Origin of the sequence: Pedobacter sp. R-06 (assembly GCF_049913135.1) — a bacterium.
Taxonomy (GTDB): Bacteria; Bacteroidota; Bacteroidia; order Sphingobacteriales; family Sphingobacteriaceae; genus Pedobacter.
The window spans coordinates 2,755,023-2,781,765 of record NZ_CP183977.1 but is presented as its reverse complement, the minus strand read 5'-3'; the positions used below and the strand labels follow the sequence as shown (position 1 = coordinate 2,781,765).

Annotated in this window: 24 protein-coding genes; 10 read left to right on the top strand and 14 right to left on the bottom strand. The window is 38.7% G+C overall.

Annotated features, from left to right (window positions below):
* The first annotated feature begins 1 nt into the window (after nt 1).
* From ACN9MR_RS11445 to ACN9MR_RS11430, 4 genes are read left to right on the top strand one after another with little or no spacing between them, the layout of a single operon-like run.
* Nucleotides 2-961 carry an ABC transporter ATP-binding protein gene (locus ACN9MR_RS11445; protein WP_426329814.1) on the top strand — a complete coding sequence of 320 codons (960 nt, stop codon included), beginning with the start codon at nt 2-4 and terminating at the stop codon, nt 959-961.
* Nucleotides 954-2,525, top strand: a complete 1,572-nt coding sequence (locus ACN9MR_RS11440) for an ABC transporter permease/substrate-binding protein (protein WP_426329813.1) — start codon at nt 954-956, stop codon at nt 2,523-2,525. The genes ACN9MR_RS11445 and ACN9MR_RS11440 overlap by 8 nt, the downstream gene beginning before the upstream one ends.
* On the top strand, nt 2,525-3,676 hold the full coding sequence (gene egtB / locus ACN9MR_RS11435; RefSeq protein ID WP_426329812.1) for an ergothioneine biosynthesis protein EgtB: 1,152 nt from the start codon (nt 2,525-2,527) through the stop codon (nt 3,674-3,676). Before ACN9MR_RS11440 ends, egtB begins: the two co-directional genes overlap by 1 nt.
* A 7-nt stretch (nt 3,677-3,683) precedes the next feature.
* Complete coding sequence (locus ACN9MR_RS11430; protein ID WP_426329811.1) at nt 3,684-4,658, top strand: L-histidine N(alpha)-methyltransferase; 975 nt, start codon at nt 3,684-3,686, stop codon at nt 4,656-4,658.
* Here the strand turns inward: ACN9MR_RS11430 and ACN9MR_RS11425 are convergent.
* Entirely contained in the window at nt 4,655-5,728 is a 1,074-nt protein-coding gene (locus ACN9MR_RS11425; protein WP_426329810.1) for an aminotransferase class V-fold PLP-dependent enzyme, read from the bottom strand. The genes ACN9MR_RS11430 and ACN9MR_RS11425 overlap by 4 nt on opposite strands.
* A gap of 114 nt (nt 5,729-5,842) precedes the next feature.
* On the opposite strand from ACN9MR_RS11425, the gene ACN9MR_RS11420 reads away from it, so the two are divergent.
* Together ACN9MR_RS11420 and ACN9MR_RS11415 are read left to right on the top strand one after the other, a co-directional pair.
* A complete protein-coding gene (locus ACN9MR_RS11420; RefSeq protein ID WP_426329809.1) occupies nt 5,843-6,319 on the top strand; it encodes a DinB family protein in 477 nt (158 codons plus the stop codon).
* A 113-nt stretch (nt 6,320-6,432) separates the two neighbouring features.
* Complete coding sequence (locus ACN9MR_RS11415) at nt 6,433-6,816, top strand: VOC family protein (RefSeq protein ID WP_426329808.1); 384 nt, start codon at nt 6,433-6,435, stop codon at nt 6,814-6,816.
* Nucleotides 6,817-6,877: 61 nt separating this feature from the next.
* Here ACN9MR_RS11415 and ACN9MR_RS11410 read toward each other — a convergent pair whose 3' ends face one another.
* The gene (locus ACN9MR_RS11410; protein ID WP_426329807.1) at nt 6,878-8,074 is read right to left on the bottom strand and encodes an acetate/propionate family kinase; all 1,197 of its coding nucleotides are present in this window, start codon (nt 8,072-8,074) and stop codon (nt 6,878-6,880) included.
* A 1-nt stretch (nt 8,075) separates the two neighbouring features.
* Nucleotides 8,076-10,163: a phosphate acetyltransferase gene (gene pta / locus ACN9MR_RS11405; RefSeq protein WP_426329806.1), complete on the bottom strand. Its 2,088-nt coding sequence runs from the start codon at nt 10,161-10,163 to the stop codon at nt 8,076-8,078.
* Between the two features lie 210 nt (nt 10,164-10,373).
* Between pta and ACN9MR_RS11400 the strand changes: the two genes are divergently transcribed.
* The gene (locus tag ACN9MR_RS11400; RefSeq protein ID WP_426329805.1) at nt 10,374-10,556 is read left to right on the top strand and encodes a hypothetical protein; all 183 of its coding nucleotides are present in this window, start codon (nt 10,374-10,376) and stop codon (nt 10,554-10,556) included.
* 209 nt (nt 10,557-10,765) lie between these two features.
* On the opposite strand, the gene ACN9MR_RS11395 is transcribed toward ACN9MR_RS11400, so the two are convergent.
* On the bottom strand, nt 10,766-10,984 hold the full coding sequence (locus tag ACN9MR_RS11395; protein WP_426329804.1) for a DUF6965 family protein: 219 nt from the start codon (nt 10,982-10,984) through the stop codon (nt 10,766-10,768).
* 131 nt (nt 10,985-11,115) lie between these two features.
* Nucleotides 11,116-12,318: a S41 family peptidase gene (locus tag ACN9MR_RS11390; protein ID WP_426329803.1), complete on the bottom strand. Its 1,203-nt coding sequence runs from the start codon at nt 12,316-12,318 to the stop codon at nt 11,116-11,118.
* A 184-nt stretch (nt 12,319-12,502) separates the two neighbouring features.
* Here ACN9MR_RS11390 and ACN9MR_RS11385 point away from each other — a divergent pair, with 184 nt between their 5' ends.
* A complete protein-coding gene (locus ACN9MR_RS11385; RefSeq protein ID WP_426329802.1) occupies nt 12,503-13,180 on the top strand; it encodes a competence protein in 678 nt (225 codons plus the stop codon).
* A 119-nt stretch (nt 13,181-13,299) separates the two neighbouring features.
* On the opposite strand, the gene ACN9MR_RS11380 is transcribed toward ACN9MR_RS11385, so the two are convergent.
* A complete protein-coding gene (locus ACN9MR_RS11380; protein WP_426329801.1) occupies nt 13,300-13,881 on the bottom strand; it encodes a DUF4142 domain-containing protein in 582 nt (193 codons plus the stop codon).
* 258 nt (nt 13,882-14,139) lie between these two features.
* The gene (locus ACN9MR_RS11375; protein WP_055910391.1) at nt 14,140-14,340 is read right to left on the bottom strand and encodes a hypothetical protein; all 201 of its coding nucleotides are present in this window, start codon (nt 14,338-14,340) and stop codon (nt 14,140-14,142) included.
* 198 nt (nt 14,341-14,538) lie between these two features.
* Between ACN9MR_RS11375 and ACN9MR_RS11370 the strand changes: the two genes are divergently transcribed.
* Nucleotides 14,539-15,222, top strand: coding sequence for a Crp/Fnr family transcriptional regulator (locus ACN9MR_RS11370; RefSeq protein ID WP_426329800.1), 684 nt, complete (start codon nt 14,539-14,541; stop codon nt 15,220-15,222).
* Nucleotides 15,223-15,348: 126 nt separating this feature from the next.
* Nucleotides 15,349-15,933, top strand: a complete 585-nt coding sequence (locus ACN9MR_RS11365) for a molybdenum cofactor guanylyltransferase (RefSeq protein WP_426329799.1) — start codon at nt 15,349-15,351, stop codon at nt 15,931-15,933.
* A gap of 257 nt (nt 15,934-16,190) precedes the next feature.
* On the opposite strand, the gene ACN9MR_RS11360 is transcribed toward ACN9MR_RS11365, so the two are convergent.
* The 7 genes from ACN9MR_RS11360 to nirB form a co-directional block, all read right to left on the bottom strand.
* Nucleotides 16,191-17,672, bottom strand: coding sequence for a rubredoxin (locus ACN9MR_RS11360; RefSeq protein WP_426329798.1), 1,482 nt, complete (start codon nt 17,670-17,672; stop codon nt 16,191-16,193).
* A 3-nt stretch (nt 17,673-17,675) separates the two neighbouring features.
* Complete coding sequence (locus ACN9MR_RS11355) at nt 17,676-18,182, bottom strand: nitrate reductase associated protein (protein ID WP_426329797.1); 507 nt, start codon at nt 18,180-18,182, stop codon at nt 17,676-17,678.
* Nucleotides 18,183-18,309: 127 nt separating this feature from the next.
* On the bottom strand, nt 18,310-21,861 hold the full coding sequence (locus ACN9MR_RS11350) for a molybdopterin-dependent oxidoreductase (RefSeq protein WP_426329796.1): 3,552 nt from the start codon (nt 21,859-21,861) through the stop codon (nt 18,310-18,312).
* Between the two features lie 43 nt (nt 21,862-21,904).
* The gene (locus tag ACN9MR_RS11345; RefSeq protein ID WP_426329795.1) at nt 21,905-23,272 is read right to left on the bottom strand and encodes an MFS transporter; all 1,368 of its coding nucleotides are present in this window, start codon (nt 23,270-23,272) and stop codon (nt 21,905-21,907) included.
* 38 nt (nt 23,273-23,310) lie between these two features.
* Nucleotides 23,311-23,706 (bottom strand): hypothetical protein, encoded by a 396-nt coding sequence (locus ACN9MR_RS11340; RefSeq protein ID WP_426329794.1) that lies wholly within the window; start codon nt 23,704-23,706, stop codon nt 23,311-23,313.
* A gap of 59 nt (nt 23,707-23,765) precedes the next feature.
* The gene (gene nirD, locus ACN9MR_RS11335) at nt 23,766-24,113 is read right to left on the bottom strand and encodes a nitrite reductase small subunit NirD (protein ID WP_029276048.1); all 348 of its coding nucleotides are present in this window, start codon (nt 24,111-24,113) and stop codon (nt 23,766-23,768) included.
* A 36-nt stretch (nt 24,114-24,149) separates the two neighbouring features.
* Complete coding sequence (nirB, locus tag ACN9MR_RS11330; RefSeq protein WP_426329793.1) at nt 24,150-26,663, bottom strand: nitrite reductase large subunit NirB; 2,514 nt, start codon at nt 26,661-26,663, stop codon at nt 24,150-24,152.
* Nucleotides 26,664-26,743: the final 80 nt, after the last annotated feature.

Below are 26,743 nucleotides of genomic sequence, written 5' to 3'. Positions count from 1 at the left end.
TATGATCCAATTAAAAGAGATAAGTAAGAAATTTGGAGATACGCTTGCGGTAAATAATGCCTCTTTTAGGGTAGAAGAAAAGGAAACTTTGGTATTGTTGGGTACAAGTGGCTGTGGTAAAACCACCACGCTAAAAATGATCAACCGGTTAATAGAGCCCGATGCAGGTCAGGTTTTTATCAATGGCGAAAATATAACCAATCAAGATCCTGATATTTTACGAACGGGGATTGGTTATGTGATGCAGAATATTGGGCTTTTTCCACACTATACCATCGCCGAGAACATTGCCGTTGTGCCGAAGCTTTTAAAATGGGATAAGGAAAAAATTAAAGTCAGGACGCAGGAGCTGATCGAAAAACTCCATCTTCCTGAAAATAGCCTGTCGATGTTTCCACACGAATTGAGTGGTGGGCAACAGCAGCGTGTAGGCCTTGCACGTGCTTTAGTTACCGATCCTTCCGTATTGTTAATGGACGAACCATTTGGCGCTTTAGATAATGTGACCAGAACAAGTATCCAAAAAGAATTTAAAGGACTAGAAGAATTAAAAAGGAAAACCATTGTAATGGTTACACACGATGTTCAGGAAGCTTTTGAATTGGCAGATCGCATTTGCTTAATGGATAAAGGAAAAATCATCCAGATTGGAACACCCAAAGAATTACTTTATCAGCCTATAAATGATTTTGCAAGGAAATTTTTAGCTGGACAAAGGTTAGCTCTTGAATTTAAAGTGGTTAAAATACAGGATATTTGGCCTCATTTACCTAAAGGGACACTACAAGATGGGAAAAGCTTATCTGCTGATATGAATGTATGGGATGCGATGGAATTGTTGCGGAGTTCTGATCGGAGCGAACTTCTTGTTTCTGGTGCCAATAAAGAAAGCAAAGCCGTTAATTTCGAACAGTTAACCAAAGGATTTAACCAATTTCAAAACGCGCAGGTACATGAATGAGCATCAGCAAACTTTATGGCAGTTTATGCACGAACAATCTGATAAATTGTTTGCTCAAACCCTGCAACATGTTGGCTTAACCTTTATTTCCTTACTTTTTGCCATCGCCATTGGCTTACCATTGGGCATATTGATTGCCAGAAAAAGAAAACTTTCAGGAACGGTTTTAGGGATTGCCGGCGTATTGCAAACGGTTCCGAGTATTGCCTTATTGGGTTTTATGATTCCAGTTTTAGGGATTGGTGCAAAACCTGCAATTGTGGCGCTGCTGATTTATGCCTTGTTACCGATTATCCGCAATACCTATACAGGCATTATTGGCATCGATCAGCATGTTAAAGAAGCCGCCAGGGCGATGGGCATGAGCAAAAATCAGATTTTGCTGAAGGTTGAGTTGCCATTGGCTATGCCCGTTATATTGGCGGGTATCCGTACTGCAACGGTAATTAATGTTGGCGTGGCCACATTGGCCTCCTTTATTGCTGCTGGTGGATTGGGGGAGTTTATTTTTGGGGGCATTTCACTCAACAATACCAACATGATCTTAGCTGGCGCTATTCCCGCAGCTTTGTTGGCCATTATTCTCGATGCTTTACTTTCCCTGGTACAGAAAATGGATTTTAAAAAACTGAGAAAAGCATTGTACATTTTGCCAGTTGTGATTTTAATTTTAGGTGGCTTTTATGCACTTCCATCGGCTTATGGTTCTACCTTAACTGCCGGATTTACCCCTGAATTTATGGGCAGGCAAGACGGCGATCTTGGATTGAAATCTACCTATGGCTTAAAAATCCATACCATTGTAATCAGCGATGCGGTAATGTATAAGGCGGCTTTTTCAAAAGAACTGGATGTTATTAGCGGTTACTCTACCGATGGTCGTTTGAAAGCCTTTGATCTAAAGATTTTAAAAGACGATAAAAGTATTTTTCCGCCGTACTATGCTGCACCAATTGTTCGGAATGAAGCTTTTAAACAATTTCCAAAGCTGGAAGAAACATTAAATCTGTTAGCAGGCAAAATAAATGATTCAGTAATGACCGATCTTAATTACAGAACAGATTACCTGCACCAAACACCAGAACGTGTGGCAAAGGATTTTCTTATCAGTATTGGTTTGTATAAAGCACCAAAAAACGGACATAACGGTGTAGTGCGGATAGGCTCAAAGATTTTTGGTGAGCAATATATTCTGGCCGAAATGTACAGTATGTTGATCAAAGGGAATACAGATTATGAGGTATCTACCAAAACAGGATTAGGTGGAACAAAAATCTGTTTTGATGCACTTATGAATAACCAGATCGATTTTTATCCCGAATATACCGGAACAGGTTTATTGGTTTTGTTACAACCGGATCCAAAAATTGCTAAGGAAATGGCGCACGATAAAGATAAAACTTATGAGTATGTCTGCACCGAATTTGAGAAAAAGTTTAAGATCAAATGGCTTAAACCTATAGGTTTTAATAATTCTTATGCTTTGATGATGCGGCAAAAACAATCAAAAGATCTGAATGTTAATACCATCACAGATCTTAAAAACTATCTAGATAAAAATTAATGACACTGTTAGAAGAATACTTGCAGATCAGGAAATACTCTGAACAAATTTGCGAACCATTGCAAACAGAAGATTATGTAGTACAGCCTATTGCGGATGTAAGTCCACCGAAGTGGCATTTGGGACACACCACCTGGTTCTTCGAAACCTTTATATTAAAGCCGTTTTCTGTTAATTATCAGGTATATAACGATGAATATAATTTTGTTTTTAATAGTTATTATGAAACCGTAGGTAACCGGGTAATCCGGACAGATCGTGGTAATTTAAGTCGACCCAGCGTAAATGAGATTTACCAGTACAGGGCTTATGTAGATGAAGCCATGGTGAAATTCCTGGCCACGACACTAACAGATGAAGTAAAAGAACTGTTAATTTTGGGCTTTAACCACGAGCAGCAGCACCAGGAACTTTTACTTACCGATATTAAATACATTTTAGGAAACAACCCGCTTTTTCCAACCTATTCGAAAAACCAAAAAGAAGTTTTAACCGTAAGTGAAATAGAACCTGGATTTATCAACATTTCAGAAGGAATTTATGAGATCGGTTATGCTGGAAAGGATTTCAGCTTTGATAATGAACTAAACAGGCATAAAGTTTACCTGCACGATTTTTCAATCAGTAAAACGTTGGTCAGTAACGCAGAATTTATCGAATTCATTAGTGCAGGCGGTTATGAAAATTTTAATTTCTGGCATGCTGAAGGATGGGATTGGGTGAAAAACAATAACATTAGTGCACCCATGTACTGGCACTTAATAGACGGAAAATGGTTTAATTATACTTTAGCTGGTCTTTTACCTATTGATTTAACCGCACCGGTAAGCCACATCAGCTATTACGAGGCCTATGCTTTTGCAAGCTGGAAAGGCATGCGTTTACCAACTGAATTTGAGTGGGAGATAGCAGCCGAACATTTTAACTGGGGCGAACGATGGGAGTGGACCGAAAGTGCCTATTTACCTTATCCCGGTTTTAGTAAGGCGCCGGGTGCCATTGGCGAGTACAATGGAAAGTTTATGGTTAACCAAAAAGTGCTTCGCGGTGCATCAATTGCCACGCCTGAAAATCATTCACGCATTACTTATAGAAATTTCTTCCACCCACATTTAAGGTGGCAATATACAGGCATCCGATTAGTAAAATAGTATAGATATGACCACCACCACTATCGAAACAACAACAGACAACAAAGCACAGTTTCTTCAAGAAACCTTAGCAGGCCTATACTCCGAGCCAAAATTTATGCGCTCTAAGTATTTTTACGATGCTACCGGAGACCGTATTTTTCAGCAGATTATGGAAATGGAGGAATATTATTTAACCAATGCAGAAATGGAAATTCTGCAATACCAGGCCAACCAGATTTCTCAAGCGATATCGGCCGATGGAAGCGCTTTTGATTTAATCGAACTTGGTGCCGGCGATGCAACAAAATCCATTCACCTACTAAAATCACTGTTGGATAGTCAGTTGGAATTTAGTTATTTTCCGATAGATATTTCCGCGCATGTAATTTCGGATCTGGAAGAAAATTTGCCTAAAAAACTTCCTGGATTGGATATGAAAGGTTTAAATGGTGATTATTTTAATATGCTTAAAAAGGCCACAGAATTATCCAGCCGCAGAAAGGTTGTACTTTTTATGGGCGCAAATATCGGAAACATGAGTATAGCAGATGCCGGAAAATTCTGCTCGTCATTGAAAAAACTGCTTTCTCCTAAGGATTTGTTGATCATTGGATTCGACCTGAAAAAAAATCCCAAGCAGATTCTTTCTGCCTATAATGATAAAGGAGGAATTACAAGGTCATTTAACCTCAATCTGCTTCATCGCATCAATAAAGAATTAGATGGCGATTTCGATATGGATAATTTTGAGCATTATGCCAGTTACGATCCAGAATCTGGAGCATGTAAAAGTTATCTCATCAGTTTAAAAAAACAGATTGTGAATATTGGTCAAAATGCCATTCATTTTGCAGAAAACGAGTATGTTTTTATGGAAATATCACAAAAATATTCGCTTAATGATATCGATCAGCTTGCAGAAAAAACCGGATTTAAACCGCTTCAACGTTTTTTTGATCAACATCAGTATTTTGTAGATGCCATTTGGAAAGTAGACTAGCTACGGTTGTCCAAAACCTGGAGCAGTTGATTTAAATCTTCTTCTGTATTATAATAGTGAAACGAAATCCTTGTGCCTGCCCCTCGCGGTGAGCAAAGGATTTTGGCTGATGCGAGTTTTTCTACTGTTTTTTGATCCAAGGGCATGCTCATGATGGTAGATTGATATTTTCGCTCCAATGTCCAATCTGGAATTAAACCTCTTGAATTTAATGCTAGCCTGGCTTTGCTGGAAATTGTCTGCGCGGTTTTTTCAATCCAATCGAAACCGATTGATCCAAGATAATTTAAGCTTTCGTTTAGTGTACCAAAATTTAAAGTATCTAAATGGCCAGGTTCAAAACACATTGATAAATGGTCTTTGCCTTTTAAAAAAGGTGCTGTAGGCAATTCGGCCAATTTGTTTTTACTGTAAACCGCATCTTTCATTCGATCTGAAAGAAATGCATAACCGTTTCCATACCCCGCTAAAAGCCATTTATAGCCACTTCCGATTAAAGCATCCAAGCCTGATTTTTCAAAGTTAAAATTTGTAGTACCTAAAAACTGAGTGCCATCACCGATCAACAAAAGATCAGGGTATGTAGCTTTTAGTTTCTGGATAAATTCATCATCCATCCTTAACCCACTAATGTATTGTACCATACTAAATGCCATTACGGTAGGTTTAAATTTTTCAATGGCAATGATAATGTTTTCTTCTAACTTTTCATCAATGGTTATGCTGTGGTATTCAAAACCCATACTGATTACAGGGTAACTTACAGATGGATATTCCTCCTCCAATAAAAGAAAACGATGGTTTTTGTCCAACCCACTCAATAAAGTATTAAAACCGACCGAGAAATTCTGAACCAAATAGGTATTTTCAGATTTTAAACTGAAAAGTTTAGCAATGTTATTTCTGACATCGGTAATGATGGGCAGATTTTCCATTCTGAAAATGCTTCCTCCGGCAATAAAGTCTTGATCATGTTTAGTTCTCCATTCTGCCAGATTGGTAGATAAAATGCCTGAATTAGCTGTGTTGAGATAGGTATATGCTGTGAGGATCGGAAAAGATAGGTTCATGTCCAAAATTAAAAGAATTGTGCGTTAAAAAAATAAACTTTGGACCGAAATTGATTTTTATACAAACCTATGAGAATCACGTTTGTTAGGTTAATACAATCTGTTAATGTTATTATGGAAAAACAAACATCGATACTGGTTACAGAACTTAAAAAATTATTAAATGGGGGTGGAGCACATGTAGGGTTTAAAGATGCTGTAGCCAATTTGCCTTTTAATCTTCTGGGCGAAAAGCCCCATAATTTACCCTATAGTATTTGGCAATTGGTAGAACATATCAAAATTGCTCAGTGGGATATGCTCGAATTTAGTAAAGATGGATCGCATCGATCGCCTAAATGGCCAGACGACTATTGGCCTAAAGAACTGGCACCTAAGGATGAAAACGCCTGGAACAATACGCTAAAACAGATTGATGCTGACTTGAAAGAATTTATTGCTTTGTTAGATTCTTCAGATTTATATGTGCCAATTCCGCACGGCAATGGACAAAGTGTATTACGCGAGGCCTTGCAGATTGCCGATCATAATGCTTATCATGTTGCCGAAATTGTTGTCATCAGGCGTTTATTGGGTGCCTGGAAAAGTTAAAAGGAGATTGTCTTGTTTGGCCCCGTACTTTGCCGCTTATGCAGCCAGTTACTATTATTTTAATCCGCTAAATTTAACTGTCCAGTTCTCGTAGAAATTGATTAAAAAAGATTATGTTACAAAACTCAAAAGCATTCAGCTCTTTTTCTGTAGACGATGTACAGAAAGCGAAAGATTTTTATCAAGGAGTATTGGGTATCGAAGTTAAAGATAATCCAATGGGCGTGATTGAATTGGTTATTTCCGGATCAGCAAATGTATTACTTTATCCAAAGCTAAATCATGTTCCGGCAACTTTTACGGTGCTTAATTTTCCTGTTGAAAATATAGATCAAGCCGCCGACGAACTTATTGCCAAGGGAATAAAGTTCGAGATTTACAATGAAGAGTATCTCAAAACGGACAGTAAAGGCATCTCCCGTGGAAACGGAGGGCCAAACATTGCCTGGTTTAGAGATCCTGCAGGCAATATTTTGTCTATATTGGAAACGGATTAGACAAAACTTCCGAAGTTTGCGCTCTGGTCCGCGAACTTTGCCAACTTCGGAAGTCTTGCTATTAGCCTAAAAGCTCAAAACATTGGTGGGCAATTTCATATTCTTCGTTGGTTGGAATAACCAGTATTTTTACTTTAGCACCTGCCTTGTTAATTTCTTTCAATTCTCCATTGTAGGCTGTATTTTGACCTGGATCTAATTCAATACCCAGGTAATCGAGTGCTGAACAAACAGATTCACGCATGGTACTATCGTTTTCGCCTACACCAGCGGTAAATACTATTGCATCTATACCATTTAAAATGGCTGCATAAGCTCCAATAAATTTCTTGATCCTATAGGCATACAGTTTTAGCGCCAAAATTGCAGCTGCATTGCCTTCGCTTACCATTTTTCTGATGTCGCGCATATCGCTTGAGCCACCCACACCCAAAAGCCCCGACTGTTTGTTAACCAAGGTACTCAACTGCTCTAAGGTATACCCAGAATGCTCCATTAAATGAAAAATAACCGATGGATCGATGTCTCCAGAGCGTGTGCCCATCATTAAACCGCTTAATGGGCCAAATCCCATACTAGTATCTATCGATTTACCATTTCTAATGGCCGTTATGCTGCAACCGTTGCCCAAGTGAATGCTAATAATTTTTGTATCAACTTTGTTTAACCATTTAATGGCCTGTTCGCTTACATATTTATGGCTGGTACCATGAAATCCATATACCCTGATCCCGTGCTCTTTATAGTACCACTCCGGAATAGCATAACGATAGGCCTGTTCTGGTATGGTTTGATGAAATGCTGTATCGAATACTGCAATTTGTTTCGCGTTTACAAAAGTCTGTTCGGCTACTTCAATACATTTATAATTAACCGGATTATGTAGCGGAGCAAGGGAAAAAAGCTTTTTGATCTGGTGTTTTACATCATCAGTAATAATAGTCGGCCCAGAAAAATGTTCACCTCCATGTACTACACGGTGACCAACAGCAGCAATATCATCAGGACTCACAATTACTGCGTATTCTCCTTGGGTTAATAATGACAAAACCTGTTTTAATGCTTCACCATGGTTGGATATAAAACCTGTTTCTTCTATACTGTGTTTTTTGTTATTGGTATAAACCGTATGTTTTATAAACGAGCCTTCGATGCCAATCCTTTCTACCAGTCCGCTGCAAACAGGCGTTTTTTCGGGCATTTTAAAAAGTTGGTATTTTAAGGAACTGCTTCCTGAGTTGATTACTAAAATGTTCATATTAAATATCTTGGCATTGAATCGCTGTAATTACAACGGTATTAAAAATATCATCTACAGTACAGCCACGGCTTAAATCGTTTATTGGTTTGTTTAAGCCCTGTAACATTGGGCCAATAGCTAGTGCCCCGGTTTCGCGCTGTACCGCTTTATAGGTGTTGTTGCCGGTATTTAAATCGGGGAAGATCAATACACTTGCTCTTCCTGCTACCTCAGAACCCGGTAATTTTTGTTTACCTACAAGTGGATCTACAGCAGCATCATATTGTATCGGCCCTTCAATTTTTAATTCCGGATGCCTTGCTTTAACTATGGCGGTAGCTTCTCTTACACGTTCTACATCTTCTCCTTCTCCAGATGTTCCGGAAGAGTAAGAAAGCATAGCAATACGTGGCTCAATGCCAAATTTGGCGCTACTCTCTGCAGAGGAAATAGCTATTTCTGCTAATTGCTGGGCCGTAGGGTTGGGGTTAACCGCGCAATCGCCAAATATGGCCACACGCTCTGGCAGGCACATAAAGAAAATAGAGGAAACCACTGATACACCAGGTTTGGTTTTAACAAACTGCAAAGCAGGCCTTATGGTGTGCTGAGTGGTATGGACCGCACCCGAAACCATCCCATCGGCATCACCCTTATAAACCATCATGGTTCCGAAATAAGAAACATCAGTCATCATATCTCTGGCCATTTCGAGGTTTACATTTTTGGCTTTACGTAATTCATGTAAGGTATTTACATAATCGTTATAATGAGGAGATTGACCTGGGTTATGTATCTTTAAAGTATTGGGATCCAGATTTAATCCAAGTCTTTTAATCGTGTTGGTAATTTCTGTTGGATCGCCTAAAAGCGTGATGTCTACAATATCCTGGGTAATGAGTTTTTCCACTGCTTTTAAAATGCGTTCGTCATTTCCTTCTGGTAAAACAATATGTTTTTTATCGCGTTTGGCCCATTTAACCAGTTGGTATTGGAACATGTGTGGCGTAATGCCCTGATAGCTAAAAGTGATAATTTTATCATCAAGCGCTTTAATGTCGACATATTTTTCGAAAAGCTCTATTGCGATTGCAATTTTCTTCTTGTTTTCGATTGTGATTTTTGAGTGAATACTACCAATGGTTGTAGTGGTTTCGAAAGTTCCTTTTTTAACCGCTATTATTGGAATAATGGTTTGTAAACCTTCAATCAATTTAATAATCGGCTCATCAGGTAAACTGCCTGCGGTTAAAACAATGCCTGCAATTTTTGGGTAGTTGGCTGATAGGTTGGCCTGAAGTGAACCAATAATGATATCGCCACGATCGCCAGGGGTAACTATTAACAGGTTATCTTTTATGTGCCTTAAAAAATTAGGAAGCATCATGGCACCTGTCACAAAATTATCGACCTGGTTATCCAATAGTTCAGATCCGAAAAGTACCTCACCACCTAGTGCCAATGTAATTTCTTTCATTGTTGGACTTTGCAGGCCTGTTTCAGTAGGGATAACGGCGATAAGTAATTCGGGTGGCAATTGATTCGTTAAAGCTTGTTTAATACGGTCTGCCTCCTCTAGATTCACCATATTGGCCACCACGCCTAATACCTGTACATCTCGCAACAGGAAGTTACGGTAAATGTTGATGGCCGATTTAAAAAGCTGACTTGCTGTTTTGTTCTTTCCCGATACCACTATTAAAACAGGTGCACCTAAGTTTTTGGCCATTAAGGCATTCGATTCGAACTCAAATGCCATGCCTTCACCTAAAAAATCGCTTCCTTCAATTACCGTGAAATCGTAATTATCTTCCAGTTTTTTATATTTACTGATAATGGTATTGATAATTGCGCCACTATCTTCTGCTTGGTGCAGCATTTCTTGCCGGGTAAAGGCAAAAGCATCCTCATACTTAACAGGGAGTGAGAAATAATCCAACATGGCTTCTACATGTTCATCTTTTTTATTCTGATCGTCTTGCGCAATAATGGGTTTAAAGTAACCTACTTTTTGGGTTTTAGCCAATAACATATTGATCATTCCGAAAGCAATTACTGATTTTCCGGTATAGGGTTCGGCTGAAGCAATGAATATATTTTTAGTCATAAAAAAGGGGCAATGTATACGAATAACCAATTGCGCCCAATATAGTTGGAAATATCTATTTTAAAAACTAAAAGAGGTTAAGTTTTTAATTACCTGAATAGAAAATTTGGGTCAATATTTCGATAGCCATAAATAGGAAAGGCATGAATTGGATGTATCACAAATATAGGTTTGTCATACTGAGGGGTAATTTATTGTATAAAAATCAATATGAATGAAGTACAATTGTTTCTCTTGCCCTACGGCGCGGCCTTGCCTCGGCTTGCCGCCGCCGAAAGGCTCTTTCTTTTTGGCATCAAAAAGAAACAAAAAATGCCAGCTGAAAATTTTTCTTTTAAAGCCGGTGAAATGGCTTTGTCAGCGGAACCCGAAAAATTTGTTAGGCTGGATTAGGTAGAACGGGGATACCGTGCGATGGCCTAGCTAGATGGAAATACAAAATCTATAAAAAACTGATTAATAATTATTTGTAAAATAACGTCAATGGTGGCTTGTCGAAGAACCAGTTTAATAGATAGTGAGTGTTTCGATTACTTGTATTGCAATTCAGATTGGCTGCTTCTTACCAATGGTGGCACTGTAACAACTAAATTGAATCGGTTTTACGCATTTGATTCAATCAATAACTTTAACATTTTCAGCCTGTGTATAAGTGGTAGGTTCACTTTTGCATCAGGATTAAGCTTTAAAGGCGTAAAATGACTTTCCAAAAAATGGGCATAATCTGTAATTATGGTAGCCTGATTAAGATAAATTGGAACCTCTTGCTTTCCTGCTTGGGTAAAAAAATCTTCTAGCTGCTGTATTTCTTGGATGGTCATGTTACAAAGTTATCATTATGTAATGAGTTGGGCTAAACAAAATAAAGCATTAATGAGTATCTCTCTCATGTTCAATCTAAATAAATTTTACCCGGTGTTATAAACGCGATAAGATTACTGATTTTATCACATCAGTTTTCCATCACATAGTTCAGTGCTTTATCGTTTCCTTTTAATAAATCTGATAGATTCTTTGGAATTTTAATTTCGGGTACAAGTGGGCCATCATGTCCTTTCCAATTTTCCCAGTACTGGGTAGAATAATTTACCTGTAATTTGGTGTTTGGTAAATTAAATGCGCGTACTTCGCCATAATGGTTAATGGTACCCGCAGTAGTTTCTCCAACTAAAATGGCTTTTGTTTCTCTTTTAAGTTTGATGGCATTCATAATGGCAGAAGAAAAAGTAGCCCGACCAATCAACACGAAAATCTTCCCCTTTTTATTTAAATTATGATTTTTAATCTTTTCGATAAAGGGCTCTAATATTGCACTGTTCCCGCCGCCATTCATCGTTAAGTCGATAATGATACGGTTTGGTTTTTGTTTTTCAATTTCTTTAAATAAGTTATCATTAAAGGCATCAAAGGGCTTTTTCGGATCATCCTGGCATTTATTGTAATTGAAATACAAATTGCCTTTCTCCATTACATACCAGTAATTTTCTTGGTGGGTATTTGCAAGTAAGCTGCCATATGCAGACGCATATACCATATCTATTTTCTTGGTTTTTGGTATAGCATCTAACTTCACCTTTAAAGTTTCACCATTTGGATTTAAAAGTTCGAGGCTTACATCATTTGGGCTAGGACTTAAATTTAGTGCATAAAGCAGACTGGGACTTGCCAGATAACTTGCCTCAGCGATATTAAAATAAGGGATATTGCCAGAGATAATTACAGATGAAATGGCTTTTTCTGCTTCTGATAAAGTTTTGCCGCCAATTCGGATCACCTTTGAAAGTAAGAGCTGCTTATTTGCTTCATCTGTCGAGGTAACTACCAGTCCATCATCAAATCTTTCAAATTTTACTGGGTATTTAGTGGTATACGGAGGGACTATTGTGCTGTGCTCATCACCTATAGCGGCCTGTATTTTCATGATTTCTACATAAAATTTTTCAGTAGAAATACTTGAGGTCTGCTCTTCAAGATGGGTTATCATTGTATTAAATTCTGGCCTAGAAAGTTTTGCAAAAAGATTTTTGTGTTTAACAGGAAGGCTGTCTTTATAAAATTTTAAATCATCACTGAAGATGTTTTTCGAAGTTTGTGCATAGGTGTAAGTAGCACATAATGATAAGATTATAAAACAGAAACGGCTGATATTTTTCATTTATATATTATTGTTTACATAAAAGATGTGGAATTTTGGAAAAAGTTGCGCGGGTAGAAAAGGTTTTGATAATTATCCTAAATATATTCCTTTTTTGCAATACCTAATTTTATTACTAATAATTTTAGTTTAAATTTGTTTTCCCTAATTAATTGTTATAGTGTTCTAATCACATTGAAAGAGAATGAACAATAGTGAAATGCAAAAAGATATCCCTCGTTCTGATATGATTCAGGATATTTCGTCACTTAAAAAAGAATATTGCCGAAAGGAGACCGCTTGGCACCGAGATTGGAAATTGGCTTTCCCGCCATCATTTAGAGAAGTTGCTTTTTATGATGCAGCCAATGCTAATATCCACCGTGCTGATGTATTTACCCCATCCGGTTATACCATTGAGTTTCAAAATTCTCCGATCGCATTGGCCGAGCTTAACAGCAGGGAGGCATTTTATCCAAATTTAATATGGGTATTGAATGGCAAGAAATTTAAGGGATTCAAAATATTGAAACATTTACCTGATGTGGACGATCCAAAACTAAAGGATTATGAGTTTTGTCATTCCGATCACCTTTCGATGGTAAGGAAATCAGAGGTAATGCAGGGGGGGGCCAATCCAAAAATACTTAATTTTTATCATCCCGAACTTCAGGGCATTAAACTAACCTCAAACCTATATTCTTTTTGTTGGAAACAGCCGCATAGTGTTTGGTATTTAGCTACTGCAAAAATTATTGTAGACTTAGGTGGGCATTTTTTATATGAGCTAAAACAGCGTAAACAATTAAATGGAAATTATCCATACCTGAAAATGTTAAGTAGGAAAGCCTTTATCGATTGGCACACACCACCAGAGCTCTAATTATAACTTTCGAAAAAATAAATTCGGTAATTAAGGATAAAATCAGGAGAGGTCAGTGTGACTGAAAAAGTAGCGTATTAAATCCCTTTATCTTAAGAAATTTAATACGCCAAACTGCATTATTTCATGCTATCGTTAATTTTATTGATCATTACCAAATGGCTTTGAACTATTGGTGCTGTTTTGGTCGCAAATGCTTTAAGATCTGCATCTTTAGCATCTCTTAATTCATCTTCCATTAATTTTAATGTAGATTTATGACCACTCACCATGGCATCAACATAAGCTTTATCAAAATCTGCTCCTGATTTTTTGCTCAGGTCATCCATTTTTTTCTTGTGCTCATCATCTACAGTACTTGGCAATGTAATGTTTTTTTGTTTCGCAATAGCCATTAATTCGGTGTTTGCCATGCCGTGGTCTTTTACCATCATGGTTGCAAATTCTTTAACCTGCGGATTACTGCTTTTTTCGAGGGCCATTTTTCCAAGTTCTACTTCAGCCATCCCGCCAACCGCTGCTTGGGTAGTAAACTTAGCATCAGCTTCATCTACTGCGATTCCTCCTGTGGCCATGGCATTGCTTGTGGTGTCTTTGGCCATGTTTAAACTGTCGGCACTTTCTTTAGCATCCTTGTTTCCTCCGCTACAAGCTTGAAATGCTAATGCTGAAATGGCCATAACATAAATTAACTTTTTCATATACATCGGTTTTGTTGTATATGGATAACATGTTTAGCGCAAAAGGGTTTTAAGCTTTTTGAATATTTGTGAGTTCAGGTAACAGTCGGTAGATCAGAAAACTACGGCTGTAACCGAGAGAGGAAATAGGCCGACAACTTTTAAGCCGAGTGCCAAATTTCCGGTAAAAAAAGCGGAAGAAGTTATAAAACTGGATTAATATTCAAGATATGGTTAGTTGAAAACCCGGACATTGTCCGGGTTTTCTTTTTTAATTCCTTACAATTTTACCTTTTTAGCTTTTGGTTCTGGTTTTTCGGGTAATTGTATCGATAAAATCAAATCAATGCTTTCCGAATTGGTTTCATAATCGGCTGCAATTTTTTCCCATCTTTTTAATTCTGCCTGTAAGGTTTCGATTTCCTTACCTAATGATTCGATCTTATTCTGGATTGATTTTCTAACGTTTGTATTTGCCATAACACAAAATTATGATTTGATGGCATATCTTTAAACTTCTTTGCCACAAGGATGCCTGTAAAAAATGCTAAGTGTTCTCTTTCAATGAGTTTTATTCTTATAAAATTTTCAACAATAGTGAAGAATCACCGAATTTGCTTACAATACCAAATAATTGTGCAACGATTTGCTATTTTTACCCAACATCCCCAATAAAATATGAAGAAAAATAATAACTGCGATCTTAAAACCTGTTTTATGTGCCAGCTTACCTTAAAAGAGTGGCATCCTGCTATCGAGAGCCATAAACGAAATTTTATCGCTAAAAAGGGGGAAGTAATTATTAAAGAAGGGGATCCGGTGAGCGGTGTTTATTTTGTTACTTCGGGTAATGTAAAAGTGCATAAACAATGGGGAGATAAAGAACTGATTTTACGTTTTGCAAACGATGGAGCCATAATTGGACATAGGGGAATCAGCAGCAGCATTTCTACCTACCCAATTTCGGCAACTGCTTTAGAAACCACTAAACTTTGTTTCGTGGATATCGATTTCTTTAAAACCACCATAAAAGTTAACCAGGAATTTGCCTACGGTTTGTTGATGTTTTATGCCGATGAATTGCATGCTTCGGAAAAGAAAATGCGTAATTTAGCTTTAATGTCGGTTAAAGGAAGGCTTGCCGTGGCTATTTTAGGATTGAGAGATCAATTTGGCTTGGATGCCGAAGGATTTTTAAATTTAGCACTAAGCCGTCAGGATCTGGCTGCTTTTACCGGTGCCACTTACGAAACCGTTTTTAGAACCATGAACGAGCTGTTAGCAGAAAAGTTAATAATAGTGAAAGGAAAGCAAATTGGTATTTTAAACGAGGCCGGACTAACAGATTTGAGTAGTAAATAATTAAGGTTTATAATTTTAATTTTTTAAAATCCGTTGTTGTCACACCGAGCGTAGTCGCAGCGTCTTTTCAAGACATTTATTTCGCTCGGCTTAACTAATAACAAGTTTTTTAATTATTGATATTAAATGTTGGGAATCGTTTTATGTGGTGGGCAAAGTTTGCGTATGGGCACTGATAAAGGTTTGCTCAGCCATCAGGATAAACTATGGGCGCAGGTGGCGGCTGACAAATTAAGTGCGCTCGATCTCCAGGTAAAATTCTCAGTTAATCCATTGCAGCAAGAAACTTATGCTAGTTATTTCGGGAGTGAGCAATTGATTGTCGACGATTCTTCTCTTGATATTAGCGGTCCTTTATTGGGCGTACTTTCTGTTCACTTATCAAATCCGGAAGAAAATTTGTTTTTATTAGCCTGCGATATGTTATTAATGGAAACCAAATTGCTGAAAAAACTTATCCACTCGTTCAAAGCTGACGACGCTTTCGATGCTTATATTTTTACCAAAGATGGTCAGCAAGAACCCTTATGTGGGATTTATAAAGCTGGAGGTTTGAAGAAAATTGTATACCTGCTTCAAACGAATGGTTTGGCCAAACACAGCATGAAATACGTTTTAAGTAATTTGCGGGTTTGCGAAACTGCCATTGAAGATCAGGATTATCGTTATTTCAGTAATTTTAACGCCCATGCCGAGATAAATGGCTTATAATCGGAGCTCGACAAGCGAGTTGTAAAGATTGAAGATTTTAGGTTATTCTTAAATTTCATCGTCATGCTGGACTTGTTTTAGCATCTTTTTTGGCAGGAAAGACCCTGACCACGAAGTAGCTATTAAGCCTTTAATAATATAAAAACTGCTAATAAAATAAATTACCTTCGGTGAGCTCGCTAAGGCTCGGTTCAGGGTGACAACCGCACTAACCTAACTTAAACTTAAACAGTCAATATAAGTCATCAAATTCAGATTTACAAAAGCTGTAATGCCGATTGATCAATCTTAGTAAAATTCTCTTTCTCTCCTTCACAAAGCACACAACAATAACCTTCTGGTAAATCTTTAAATGCCGTACCTGCGTTAATATTGCTCTCAATTTCGCCAATGCGCTCGTTGTATACCGTTAAACAATGGTTACACTGGTATAAAAATTCGCTATCTTTTTTTATCGTTTCTTCAGTTTGAAAGCTCTGTTTTTGATTACCTGTTTTAATTGCATTTAAACGGTATTTATAAAATTTAAATATCGAACGTCTTACTTGTTCTGGTAATAAAAAACCAGGATTACTCCTGCTAAAAATTTCGCCGGTACGCTCGTTGGGGTTAAAATCTTTAGCACAAAGGATATCGTAAACGGGCAGTAGTTTTAAACCAAATACATTAATCAAGTGGCGTTTTTGGATCAGGATACTACTGAAAACCTCACTTTTTTTACGCGTTTTAATCCCAAAACAGATTCCAAAGGTCCTGGTATCATCAATGCTTAAATGTTTAACAAGGAAATTTTTTAATGCTAAGCCCTCGTTACAATTGTCTTCTACCTGAAAGTTAAGTTCGTTGGCCGCGTGTCGCATATTGATCTCAAATTCTTCGAGCAGGCCATTCCAAAGATTTTTATCTTTTTCATCAATTCCTTTTATAATAATGGTTTTCCAGGAGGTACAGCACAGCTGACCGAGTTTGGTATCTAAACAAAGCTGGCAGAGTTTCTTTAAAAATGGAATGCTGAACAACTCATCGCGCCTATAAATGCCCAGCCAATATTTATTGTTGTAACGGTTTAAACCTTCATAATAAGGCAGGTTAAATGAAGATAGGGATACGGTGTTTTCGGCCTGTTTAAGAATGAAATTGTCCTGATCTAAAAGCGCAAAGAGCTCTTCACCGTTAGCTTGTGGGTTATCTACAAACTGTGACCGATTGTTTCTGATAATATCCTCCAGCGCTTTGGTTACCTGTGCGATATGATTGGTATAACAAAGCTGATTCCATTCATAGGTTATATTGGTTTTTGGAAACCGGATAATCAAATGCCAATAATGTTCGGATTGGGAAGAGGCAATCCAGTTGATATTACCCGTTAACATTGGGGTAAAACTTTGGTCGCTATCGCAGATATTAACTTTAACGGAAGGTTTAAAGTCGATATCGTCTAAAACATCTTTGTATACCCCTTCAGTAAGCCAGGTTTTACGGATAAAGATCTCTTCCGCAGGATAAGAACTGATAATATTGGGAAAATTATTAGTGTCTACTTCATAATCAATCCCTAGCTTATCCATTTCGCCTGTAAATATGGCTATATTGTAGGTTGTAGTATCAATCAATAACTGTTGGCGGAGGCCAAAACGAACATATTGGATCCGCGCTTTTGTTGCCGCAACCAGGATGTTATACAGATTGCCCGGTGATATGATGCCGCCTGGAAAGTTAATGATGATAGTTTGATACATGGTTTAGCTACTTAGAAGCCCAAATTCTACTATTGCCTTTGGGAAATTTTTGTTTTCGTGCCCTGGTCTGCATAATTTTAAAAGTGCAAACCTCTGGATATCAGTTAGTTTTCGCCACTGGTTTATGGAGAGTTGTAAGGCTAATTCTGTCGCTTTTTCTTTTAACATCGTTGGGATTTGATGTAAGTTTCCCCAATCAGGCAGGGGATCGATAACCAGCGTGGTAGCTTGATTTCCTGTATATTTGGTAATCAGGCCAATCAGAAATTGATGGTACTTATCTGTTTGTTCCTGAGTTGAAACCGGTAGTAAGGCCAATTGGATCCTTTCTGATGGATGAAATTTGCTCCATTCAGCCAATTTTAATTTTATTCCTGCGGCATCCATTTTAAAACGCACGACCATGGGGATACAACGTATATTTTCTTCAATAAAATCTTCTTCGAACTTAAAATATTCAATCCCTTTTAGGTTTTTAAATTCTGAAGGACCAAGTTTTATTATCATCATTATTCTAATAATGTTTTTTAATGTTTCAATGCGGTACGTCATGCTGAACTCGTTTCAGCATCTTTTTGCTGGATAGATCCTGACCCCGAACATTCTGGGCAGGATGGCGATCGTTTAAGGTGATTTGTCATGTCCCTGCCAAGGCAGGCTTAGGTTCCGTTTTTAATACATTTACAAAAGAATCTAATATGGCTTTCACCTCGGGCCTGCAACTGCCACAGCCCATTCCGGCACCTGTTAACTGGCAAAGCTGCAAATGGTCTTTACAGCCATCTTTAATTTTGTTGATCAGGTTGCCTTCGCCAACATTGTTGCAGCTGCATACGGTTTTGCCAATGATAGGTTCGGTTGTTTTGCCACTTCTTAACAATTGAAGCCGCTTTTCGCTCAGCTCCATTTTATTTTCGATCAGGTTGCGGAACTCCAAAAACTCACTTTTATCGCCAATTAATATGGCCCCAACCAATTTATCGTTGTGTACAATGCATTTTTTATAGTAGCGCTTAGCTTTATCAATAAAAACAATTTCCTCATAAGTAGGGTCGTTGTCCGGTACTTCGGCCAAGCCCAATGAACAGAGTTCTAAACTGTGCATTTTAAGGATATTCATGAGCAGGCTTCCCTGGTAAAATTTGGCAATGTCTCCTGTTAGAAATCTTGCCACTATTTCAGCTTGTTGTTCTGCTGCTGCGGTAATGCCATACATTTGGCCTTTAAATTCAGCAATTTCGCCAATGGCATAAATATCTTTTTCGTTGGTTCTCAGGTATTCATCAACCACAACACCTCTCTTGCATTCTATACCTGCTTCTTTAATTAGTTCTGTATTCGGAACAGTGCCTATAGCAATTACTAAAGATTCACAATCGATCAATAAACCACTTTTTAAACGGATGCCCGAAATGCTTTTCTCTCCAATAATGCGGTCTACTTCATCATTGTAAAAAATCTCAATGCCTTTACTGATCAGTTCTTCGTGCAGTAATTGACTGCCCAATGCATCCAACTGGCGACCCATTAATCTCGATATCCGTTGGATAATCGTCACTTTTGATCCGGTTTCAGCCAAAGATGTAGCCAGTTCGATCCCCAATAAACCACCACCAACAATTATTACTTTTCCATTTGTGGCATCCACATGTTTTTTAAAACTGTCGGCATCATTACGGCTACGCATGGTAAATATGCCGTTTAGTTTCGGGATATCTTTAAGCACAAAAGCCCTGCTTCCGGTGGCCAGGAGCAGAACGTCGTAATGGTGGGTTTCTCCATTACTATCAATAACGGTTTTGTTTTCTTTGTTGATCTTTTCGATGCCTAGTCCCCGGTGTAGTTTAATTCTATAGTCAGTTTCCTCGCTATCACTCATTTTAATAAGGTTATGCCAGGGTAAAGTACCAATAATATAGTCGGGGAGAAGCACCCTGTTGTAAAAAGGGAAATTCTCTTTGCTAAATATCTCTACATCATCTTCAGTGTTTAAAGCCCTATAGCTTTTAACAAAACCACAGGCACCAGCACCAGCACCGATAACGATGATCTTTTGCCGGGCTTTTTGATATAATTTTACTTCTACGGCACTAAATTTAAAATCGGGTTCTTTGCTTTGTGGATCAACCAGGTTATTGGTGAGGTTATTCACCCGGTTTAAATCACTTTTTAAGATTTTGCCCCAGTGCATCGGCATAAAAACCACTCCGGGTTTAATATCTTCCGAAAATTTTGCTTTTACACGAACATTTCCACGTAAACTGGAAATTTCGATGATATCATTGTCTTTAATATACCGGGCTTCGGCATCAATTGGGTTGATCTCTAAAAAAGATTCGCTAATGTGCTGGTTCAGTTTATTTACCTTGCCCGTTTTGCTTCGGGTATGCCATTGATCTCTGATTCTTCCAGTGGTTAAAATCAGTGGATATTCTGGCGTTAGAGCTTCCGATTGGTTTTGATCATCAAATGATAAAATATTAGCTTTTTTATCTGGTGTATAAAACTGGTGATCGGTAAATAACCGGGCTGTTCCGAACGCCTTTTCTTGCTTCGGGTAAGGCCATTGAACGGCTCTTTTTTCTTTTAAAATCTCGTAATTAAGCCCGCTGATATCGATATTGGTCCCTTCGGTAAGGGCTGTATGCTCATTGTATATTTCGGAAGCGCTTTTGAAATCGAAACCGTGATAGCCCATTTTTTTTGCAAATCGACAGATAATTTCCGAATCTGGTAAAGCCTCTCCGGGTGCTTCTGTTACTTTGCTGAGGTAAGAGATGTAACGACCAGCATTGGTCATGGTACCTTCTTTTTCTACCCAGGCAGCAGCGGGTAAAACCACATCAGCATATTTTAAGGTCTCTACTTTGTTGCTAATGTCCTGAACAACCACAAATTTCGCTTTTTTTAATCCTTCTTCGGCTACACGAACATCTGGCAGGCTGATCAATGGATTGGTGCATAAAATCCATACCGCTTTGAGCTTTCCTGTATTCAGTTCATCGAACATCTCTGTTGCGGTTAAGCCCGGCTTGGATTGAATGGTACCTAATGGGATCTGCCAGAATTTTTCGACCTCATTCCGGTGGCTTTCGTTAGCTAAAACACGGTGTGCGGGCAATAAATTGCTTAAACCGCCAACTTCTCGTCCACCCATGGCATTTGGTTGCCCGGTGAGTGAAAATGGCCCGCTTCCGGGTTTGCCGATATGGCCGGTAATCAGGTTTAGGTTGATTAATGAAAGATTTTTATTGGTACCTACCACACTTTGGTTAAGCCCCATAGTCCACATACTGATAAAACCTTTTGCATTGCCAATGTAAGATGCAGCCAGGCGGATATCACTTTCTTCGATGCCACAAATAACTGCTGCTTCGGCCAATGAGGTTTCGAAAACAGTAGCATGGTATTTTTCATAACCATTGGTGCTGTTGATGATAAAATCAGCGTCGATTTTTCCATCTTCAATTAAACATCTGCCAATGGCGTGGTGTAGGGTAATATCGGTGCCTGGATTGAGTTGCAGATGGACATTGGCAAGGGAGCAGGTCTGCGTTTTTCGCGGGTCGCTTACAATGATCTTTAGGTCTGGTTTTTTTTGCTTGGCGGCTTCAACACGGCGCCAAAGGATAGGATGGCACCATGCTGGATTTGCGCCCGCAACAAAAATACAATCGGCAATTTCAATATCATCGTAACTAATGGGTACGGTATCTTCACCTAAGCTCATTTTATAACCAACAACCGCACTGCTCATACATAAGCGGCTGTTGGTATCGATATTATTGCTGCCGATAAAACCTTTAATCAATTTGTTTACTACATAATACTCTTCCGTTAAACATTGCCCGCTTGCATAAAAAGCCACACTATCGGGTCCATGTTTTTTAATCAGTGCTTTAAAAACGGCTGCCGTTCTTTCTAGTGCGGTATCCCAGCTTACTCTTTGGAGAGGCATGTTTTTATTGTAGCGCATTTCGGGATAAAGCAGCCTGTCGCTTTTGTCATTCGCTGTGTAATGAAGATTCATGCCTTTACTGCACAACATGCCCTTGTTTACAGGATGGTTTTTGTCTCCTTCAACAGTTATCCGCTCATGGATATCTTTATTTACCACAATACCACAACCTACGCCACAATAGCAGCATGTTGTTGTATTATTTAGCGATATATTCTTTTCTTCTTTCAAATGATCAACGGTATTGTAGGTAGATTTTTACTTTTTGTATTGGTTATTTGCTTGGTGTAAGAACAAGATCTTCTATTTCTGCTCTTTTCTGTGCCATAATAGTTCTGAAAATAAAGACAGCAATGCCAATTCCTAGAATGATAAAACCGAGAAAAGTAAATGCACTGGTATAATCGATCAGGTCTTTTTGAATAGTATGCCCGTTCTCGATTACATTTTTAGTAGCGTGATCAGCTTTGGCTTTAAACATAAATGCAATAAGCATAGCGCCGATATTTCCACCAGCACCTACAATACCTGCCACGCTGCCAACTGCAACCGGATTAATGAAAGGAACAAGGCTGTAAGTTGCTCCATTGGCCATTTTTAAACTTAGACCGAAAACGAACATCATAAAAATAGCCATTCCAATATTGCCCGATTTTGCGAACCAGATCAAGCCGATTCCTTCTATCAAAAGTAATAGCGCAAGTAAAAGTGTTTTGCCATCAAATCCCCAGGTTTTACCGATTTTATCAGCAACAATTCCGCCCAATGGTCTGGCAAAAACATTGATCCAGCCAAAAATACCGGCAACCATTCCGGCTATTGCGATTGTTGCGCCGAATGAATCGGTAAAAAAGATCGGTGCGAAGTTATCAACCGTTATTTCTACACCAAAACAGGCAGCGTAGGCAATGGTTAAAATCCAGGTGCGGTAATCTTTTGCTGCGATTAAGAATGTGTTTTTGGTACTTTTTATGTTTTCGTCTTTTAAATCCTTAAAATCTCCCTGTGGGGTATCTAAAGTATAACGATGATATAAAAAAGCACAGATCAAAAGCATTACACCAGGAAAAATCATAGCATAACGCCAGCTGTCTTCAGTGCTACAAAAGCCCAAAGCGGTAATGCCAGATGCAATTAATGGCATAAATAAATTGGCAGCACCGCCACCTGCATTACCAAAGCCACCTGCCGTTGCATTTGCGGTTCCCTTAATGTTCGAAGCAAACATAATGGAGGTGTGGAATTGGGTAATTACAAATGAAGCGCCGATTACGCCAATGGCCAAGCGGAAAAGCAAAAACGAAGTATAAGAATGGCTGGTTCCGATCAATAAAACTGGAATGGCACACAGCACCAAAAGCCAGGTGTAAATGAGTTTGGGGCCAAATTTATCAATTAACCGTCCGATCAGTAAACGGGCAATTATGGTGGCTGATACAGATGCAATCTGAATGTTGCCTACCTGATCTTTGGTAAGGTGAAGCTGCTCTCTTGCAATTTTCATTAAGGGGGCCATGCCGAACCAGGCAAAAAAGCAAAAGAAGAAAGTTAACCAGGTGATGTGAAATGTTTTCATCTGAACACCTTTGAGCGAAAATATATTTAATTTATCTAGCGGTTTAGTAATGGAGTTTAGTGTCATAACGGTCTGTTTAAGCGTAAATAAATAAATGATTTCTTTTAAAATTTATAGCCTAAACCTACGCCGACGTTCCATTCGCCATTTTTGACTGCGGTTTTAGGGTTGTAGTAGAATGGTACCTGTAAGGCTACATGGCGAAAGGCTGTTGTTAAACCAAAACCAAGGTTAGGGGTGAGGGCTGCATTTTTTGGCGCACCGGCGGCAACTTTATCTTCTTTGATTCTTAAACTGGGTAACAATCCCAATAAAACGGTGTAAGGCTTTTTGCTGAATTTGATGCTCGGGCCTGTACAGTTTATAAAAGCGCCGTGATCAACATATCCGGCAACGATAGTACCGTCGAATAAAACGGCTTTAGTTTGCGATTTAGCTGAAAAAAAGAACAAGGTAAGTGCAAGGCAGCCTGTTGCGGCCACATAATTAGAAATCTTCATGTCGGTTGGTTTGGGTTAAATTTTTTAATCAGGAAAAGTTTAAATCTTACTGGGTCAGGTTAAGATTTTGGTGTTGTACCAATGTAAACAGTTCCGTTTTCTATCTTTACAGGATAGGTTTTTATTGCGCATTCATCGCCGCTTAAACATTCGCCAGTGCTCAATGAGAATGTTTTTTTGTGAAAAGGGCAGGCTACCTTAGGTTCATCGGTGGTGGATCCAATCATTCCACGGCTTAATGCCATCTGTTTTTTATGCGGGCATTCATTTTGTGTGGCGTACCACTCATTTCTTCTGGTGAAATAGAAAAGTGCAATCTGATCTTCACCATGTTTTACGCAAACGCCACCGTTCTCAATGGCATCCTCGACTCGGCAGGCTGCTAGCCAATTTGATTGTTCATTCATGATTTTTGGGTTTTATAAGGTTGTAAAGATTATTGATTAAACTGTTTTCCATTCGGCGGTTCTTTTTTGTCCGCGCATTTCAACAAATTCTATTGTTGGATCTTTGTCTTCTGGTGCATTTACAAAATGAGAGAAGCGTTTTCTGATCGCAGGATTTTCTACAGCTTCCTTCCATTCACATTTGTAAGAGGCAATTAAGTTTTCAATTTCATTTTCCCATTGGGCGGCCATTCCCAAGCTATCGTTAATGATTACATTCCGCAGGTAATCTATTCCACCTTCCATTTTGTTTAACCAGGTTGCTGTTCGGGTAAGTGGATCGGCAGTGCGGATGTAAAACATTAAAAATCTATCGATGTATTTAATGCAGGTTTCGCTATCTAAGTCTGTTGCCAGTAACAGGGCATGTTGCGGTTTGCTACCTCCATTACCACATACATATAAGTTCCAGCCTTTTTCGGTGGCAATAATGCCGAAGTCTTTACTCTGTGCTTCTGCACATTCTCTGATACAACCACTTACAGCTGATTTGAACTTGTGCGGTGCACGGATGCCCCTGTATCTTTCTTCAATTTGGATGGCGAAACTTACGCTGTCATGCAAGCCAAATCTGCACCAGGTACTACCTACGCAACTTTTAACTGTTCTTAAGCCTTTTCCGTAAGCATGTCCGCTTTCAAAACCTGCAGCAATTAATTCCTCCCAGATAATAGGAAGATCGTTAAGGTGTGCACCGAACATATCAATACGCTGACCTCCGGTAATTTTGGTGTAGAGGTTATATTTTTTAGCTACTTCGCCAATTACTATCAATTTATCGGGTGTAATTTCTCCACCCGGAACTCTTGGTACTACTGAGTATGAGCCACCTTTTTGAATGTTGGCCAGAAAACGGTCATTGCTATCTTGAGCTACGTCATTCCCTTTTTTAAGGATCATTTCGTTCCAAAGGCTGGCTAGGAGTGATGATACCAATGGTTTACATACTTCGCAACCGTCATTTTTGCCTAAGGCATCCAATACTTCATCGTAACTTTTTAATTCGTGGATATGAATGAGGTCAAAAAGTTCTTGTCGGCTATAGTTAAAGTGCTCGCAGATTACATTTTTGATATACTTACCTTGTGATTTTAAGGTATAAGTCATCAAGTCTTTAACCATTGGTAAACAGCCACCACAACCTGTACCTGCTTTGGTACATTTTTTCAGGCCATCGATGTTTTCGCAAGAGCCATCTGCAACTGCTGAGCAGATATCGCCCTTGCTAACGCCTTCACAGCTACAGATCAATGCACCGTCTGGTAGACCTGTAATTCCGGCTCCGCCGGCAGGTTCGCTTCCGCCACGTGCACCCAGAATCAGTTCTTCAGGGTTTTCTGGTAATACAATCCGGTTATTAGAGGTCTGCAACAGCAGGTTATAAGCTGTTGCATCTCCAATTAATATACCTCCTAAAAGGTATTGCCCGTCATTACTAACATTTATTCTTTTATAAACGCCTTTGTGTTTGTTTTCGAAGATGATGGTGCGGCAGTCGGGTTCGGTAATAAAATTATCGCCAAAACTGGCCACATCAATACCGATCAGCTTCAGTTTAGTACTCATATCAAACCCGGTAAAAGTTTTATCGCCTTCGCAAAGGTTTGCAGCCAGCACTTCAGCCATTTCGTAACCAGGAGCAATTAATCCGTAAATCATTCCATCGTACAAAGCACATTCGCCAATGGCAAAAACAGCTGGATCATTGGTCTGCATTTTTTGATCAACAACAATTCCGCCACGTGGACCAACCTCAATACCACAAGCCTTTGCCAGTTCATCACGTGGTTTTATACCTGCAGAGATAACAAGCATATCTACATCTAAAGCAGTATCATCGCTAAACTTTAGTGCGGTAATATGGCCATCGCCTTCAATACTTGTAGTGTTTTTATTTAAGTGGATCTGTAAACCAAGATCTGCGAGTTTAGATTTAAGCATATCACTACCTGCGGCATCAATTTGTCTTGGCATTAAACGCGGTGCAAATTCGATAATGCTCGTTTTTTCGATACCCAAATCTATTAATGCTTTAGCAGCTTCCAATCCGAGTAAACCACCACCGATAACCGAAGCTGTTTTGGCTTTTTTGGCATAACCGCTAATTAGGTCAAGATCTTCAATGGTACGGTAGACAAAAACACCTTCTTTTTCGATACCAGGGATGTTGGGTACGAAAGCACCCGATCCGGTTGCAAAAACAAGAATATCGTAATGATAATCAAGGCCACTTGCGGTGTAAACTTTTTGAAGTTCGCGATCTATTTTAACGATCGGATTATTTAGGAACAGGGTAATATTTTGCTCTTGATACCAGTTTTCAGTTGAAAGAGAAAGATCGTCAGCAGTTTTTCCGTTAAAATATTCACTTAAATGAACGCGGTCATAAGCTCTACGGGGTTCTTCGCCAAAAACGATAAGATTAAAAGAAGAGGTTTTTGATCTTAGCTTTTCGCAGAATTTATATCCCACCATTCCATTTCCTATTACGATTATTTGTGGTTCTTTCATAAATCTTAAAGGTATTTTGTGTTTGTTGATTTCTGTTGATTGTTTTTTGTTTCAGATTATTTGTTTGTTGTCTTTTTGTT

What these genes read in the sequence shown, in the direction of transcription:
- ACN9MR_RS11445 (WP_426329814.1), top strand. Translation starts at nt 2, where the DNA reads ATGATCCAATTAAAAGAGATAAGTAAGAAATTTGGAGATACGCTTGCG.
- ACN9MR_RS11440 (WP_426329813.1), top strand. Translation starts at nt 954, where the DNA reads ATGAATGAGCATCAGCAAACTTTATGGCAGTTTATGCACGAACAATCT.
- egtB (WP_426329812.1), top strand. Translation starts at nt 2,525, where the DNA reads ATGACACTGTTAGAAGAATACTTGCAGATCAGGAAATACTCTGAACAA.
- ACN9MR_RS11430 (WP_426329811.1), top strand. Translation starts at nt 3,684, where the DNA reads ATGACCACCACCACTATCGAAACAACAACAGACAACAAAGCACAGTTT.
- ACN9MR_RS11425 (WP_426329810.1), bottom strand. Translation starts at nt 5,728, where the DNA reads ATGAACCTATCTTTTCCGATCCTCACAGCATATACCTATCTCAACACA.
- ACN9MR_RS11420 (WP_426329809.1), top strand. Translation starts at nt 5,843, where the DNA reads ATGGAAAAACAAACATCGATACTGGTTACAGAACTTAAAAAATTATTA.
- ACN9MR_RS11415 (WP_426329808.1), top strand. Translation starts at nt 6,433, where the DNA reads ATGTTACAAAACTCAAAAGCATTCAGCTCTTTTTCTGTAGACGATGTA.
- ACN9MR_RS11410 (WP_426329807.1), bottom strand. Translation starts at nt 8,074, where the DNA reads ATGAACATTTTAGTAATCAACTCAGGAAGCAGTTCCTTAAAATACCAA.
- pta (WP_426329806.1), bottom strand. Translation starts at nt 10,163, where the DNA reads ATGACTAAAAATATATTCATTGCTTCAGCCGAACCCTATACCGGAAAA.
- ACN9MR_RS11400 (WP_426329805.1), top strand. Translation starts at nt 10,374, where the DNA reads ATGAATGAAGTACAATTGTTTCTCTTGCCCTACGGCGCGGCCTTGCCT.
- ACN9MR_RS11395 (WP_426329804.1), bottom strand. Translation starts at nt 10,984, where the DNA reads ATGACCATCCAAGAAATACAGCAGCTAGAAGATTTTTTTACCCAAGCA.
- ACN9MR_RS11390 (WP_426329803.1), bottom strand. Translation starts at nt 12,318, where the DNA reads ATGAAAAATATCAGCCGTTTCTGTTTTATAATCTTATCATTATGTGCT.
- ACN9MR_RS11385 (WP_426329802.1), top strand. Translation starts at nt 12,503, where the DNA reads ATGAACAATAGTGAAATGCAAAAAGATATCCCTCGTTCTGATATGATT.
- ACN9MR_RS11380 (WP_426329801.1), bottom strand. Translation starts at nt 13,881, where the DNA reads ATGAAAAAGTTAATTTATGTTATGGCCATTTCAGCATTAGCATTTCAA.
- ACN9MR_RS11375 (WP_055910391.1), bottom strand. Translation starts at nt 14,340, where the DNA reads ATGGCAAATACAAACGTTAGAAAATCAATCCAGAATAAGATCGAATCA.
- ACN9MR_RS11370 (WP_426329800.1), top strand. Translation starts at nt 14,539, where the DNA reads ATGAAGAAAAATAATAACTGCGATCTTAAAACCTGTTTTATGTGCCAG.
- ACN9MR_RS11365 (WP_426329799.1), top strand. Translation starts at nt 15,349, where the DNA reads ATGTTGGGAATCGTTTTATGTGGTGGGCAAAGTTTGCGTATGGGCACT.
- ACN9MR_RS11360 (WP_426329798.1), bottom strand. Translation starts at nt 17,672, where the DNA reads ATGTATCAAACTATCATCATTAACTTTCCAGGCGGCATCATATCACCG.
- ACN9MR_RS11355 (WP_426329797.1), bottom strand. Translation starts at nt 18,182, where the DNA reads ATGATGATAATAAAACTTGGTCCTTCAGAATTTAAAAACCTAAAAGGG.
- ACN9MR_RS11345 (WP_426329795.1), bottom strand. Translation starts at nt 23,272, where the DNA reads ATGACACTAAACTCCATTACTAAACCGCTAGATAAATTAAATATATTT.
- ACN9MR_RS11340 (WP_426329794.1), bottom strand. Translation starts at nt 23,706, where the DNA reads ATGAAGATTTCTAATTATGTGGCCGCAACAGGCTGCCTTGCACTTACC.
- nirD (WP_029276048.1), bottom strand. Translation starts at nt 24,113, where the DNA reads ATGAATGAACAATCAAATTGGCTAGCAGCCTGCCGAGTCGAGGATGCC.
- nirB (WP_426329793.1), bottom strand. Translation starts at nt 26,663, where the DNA reads ATGAAAGAACCACAAATAATCGTAATAGGAAATGGAATGGTGGGATAT.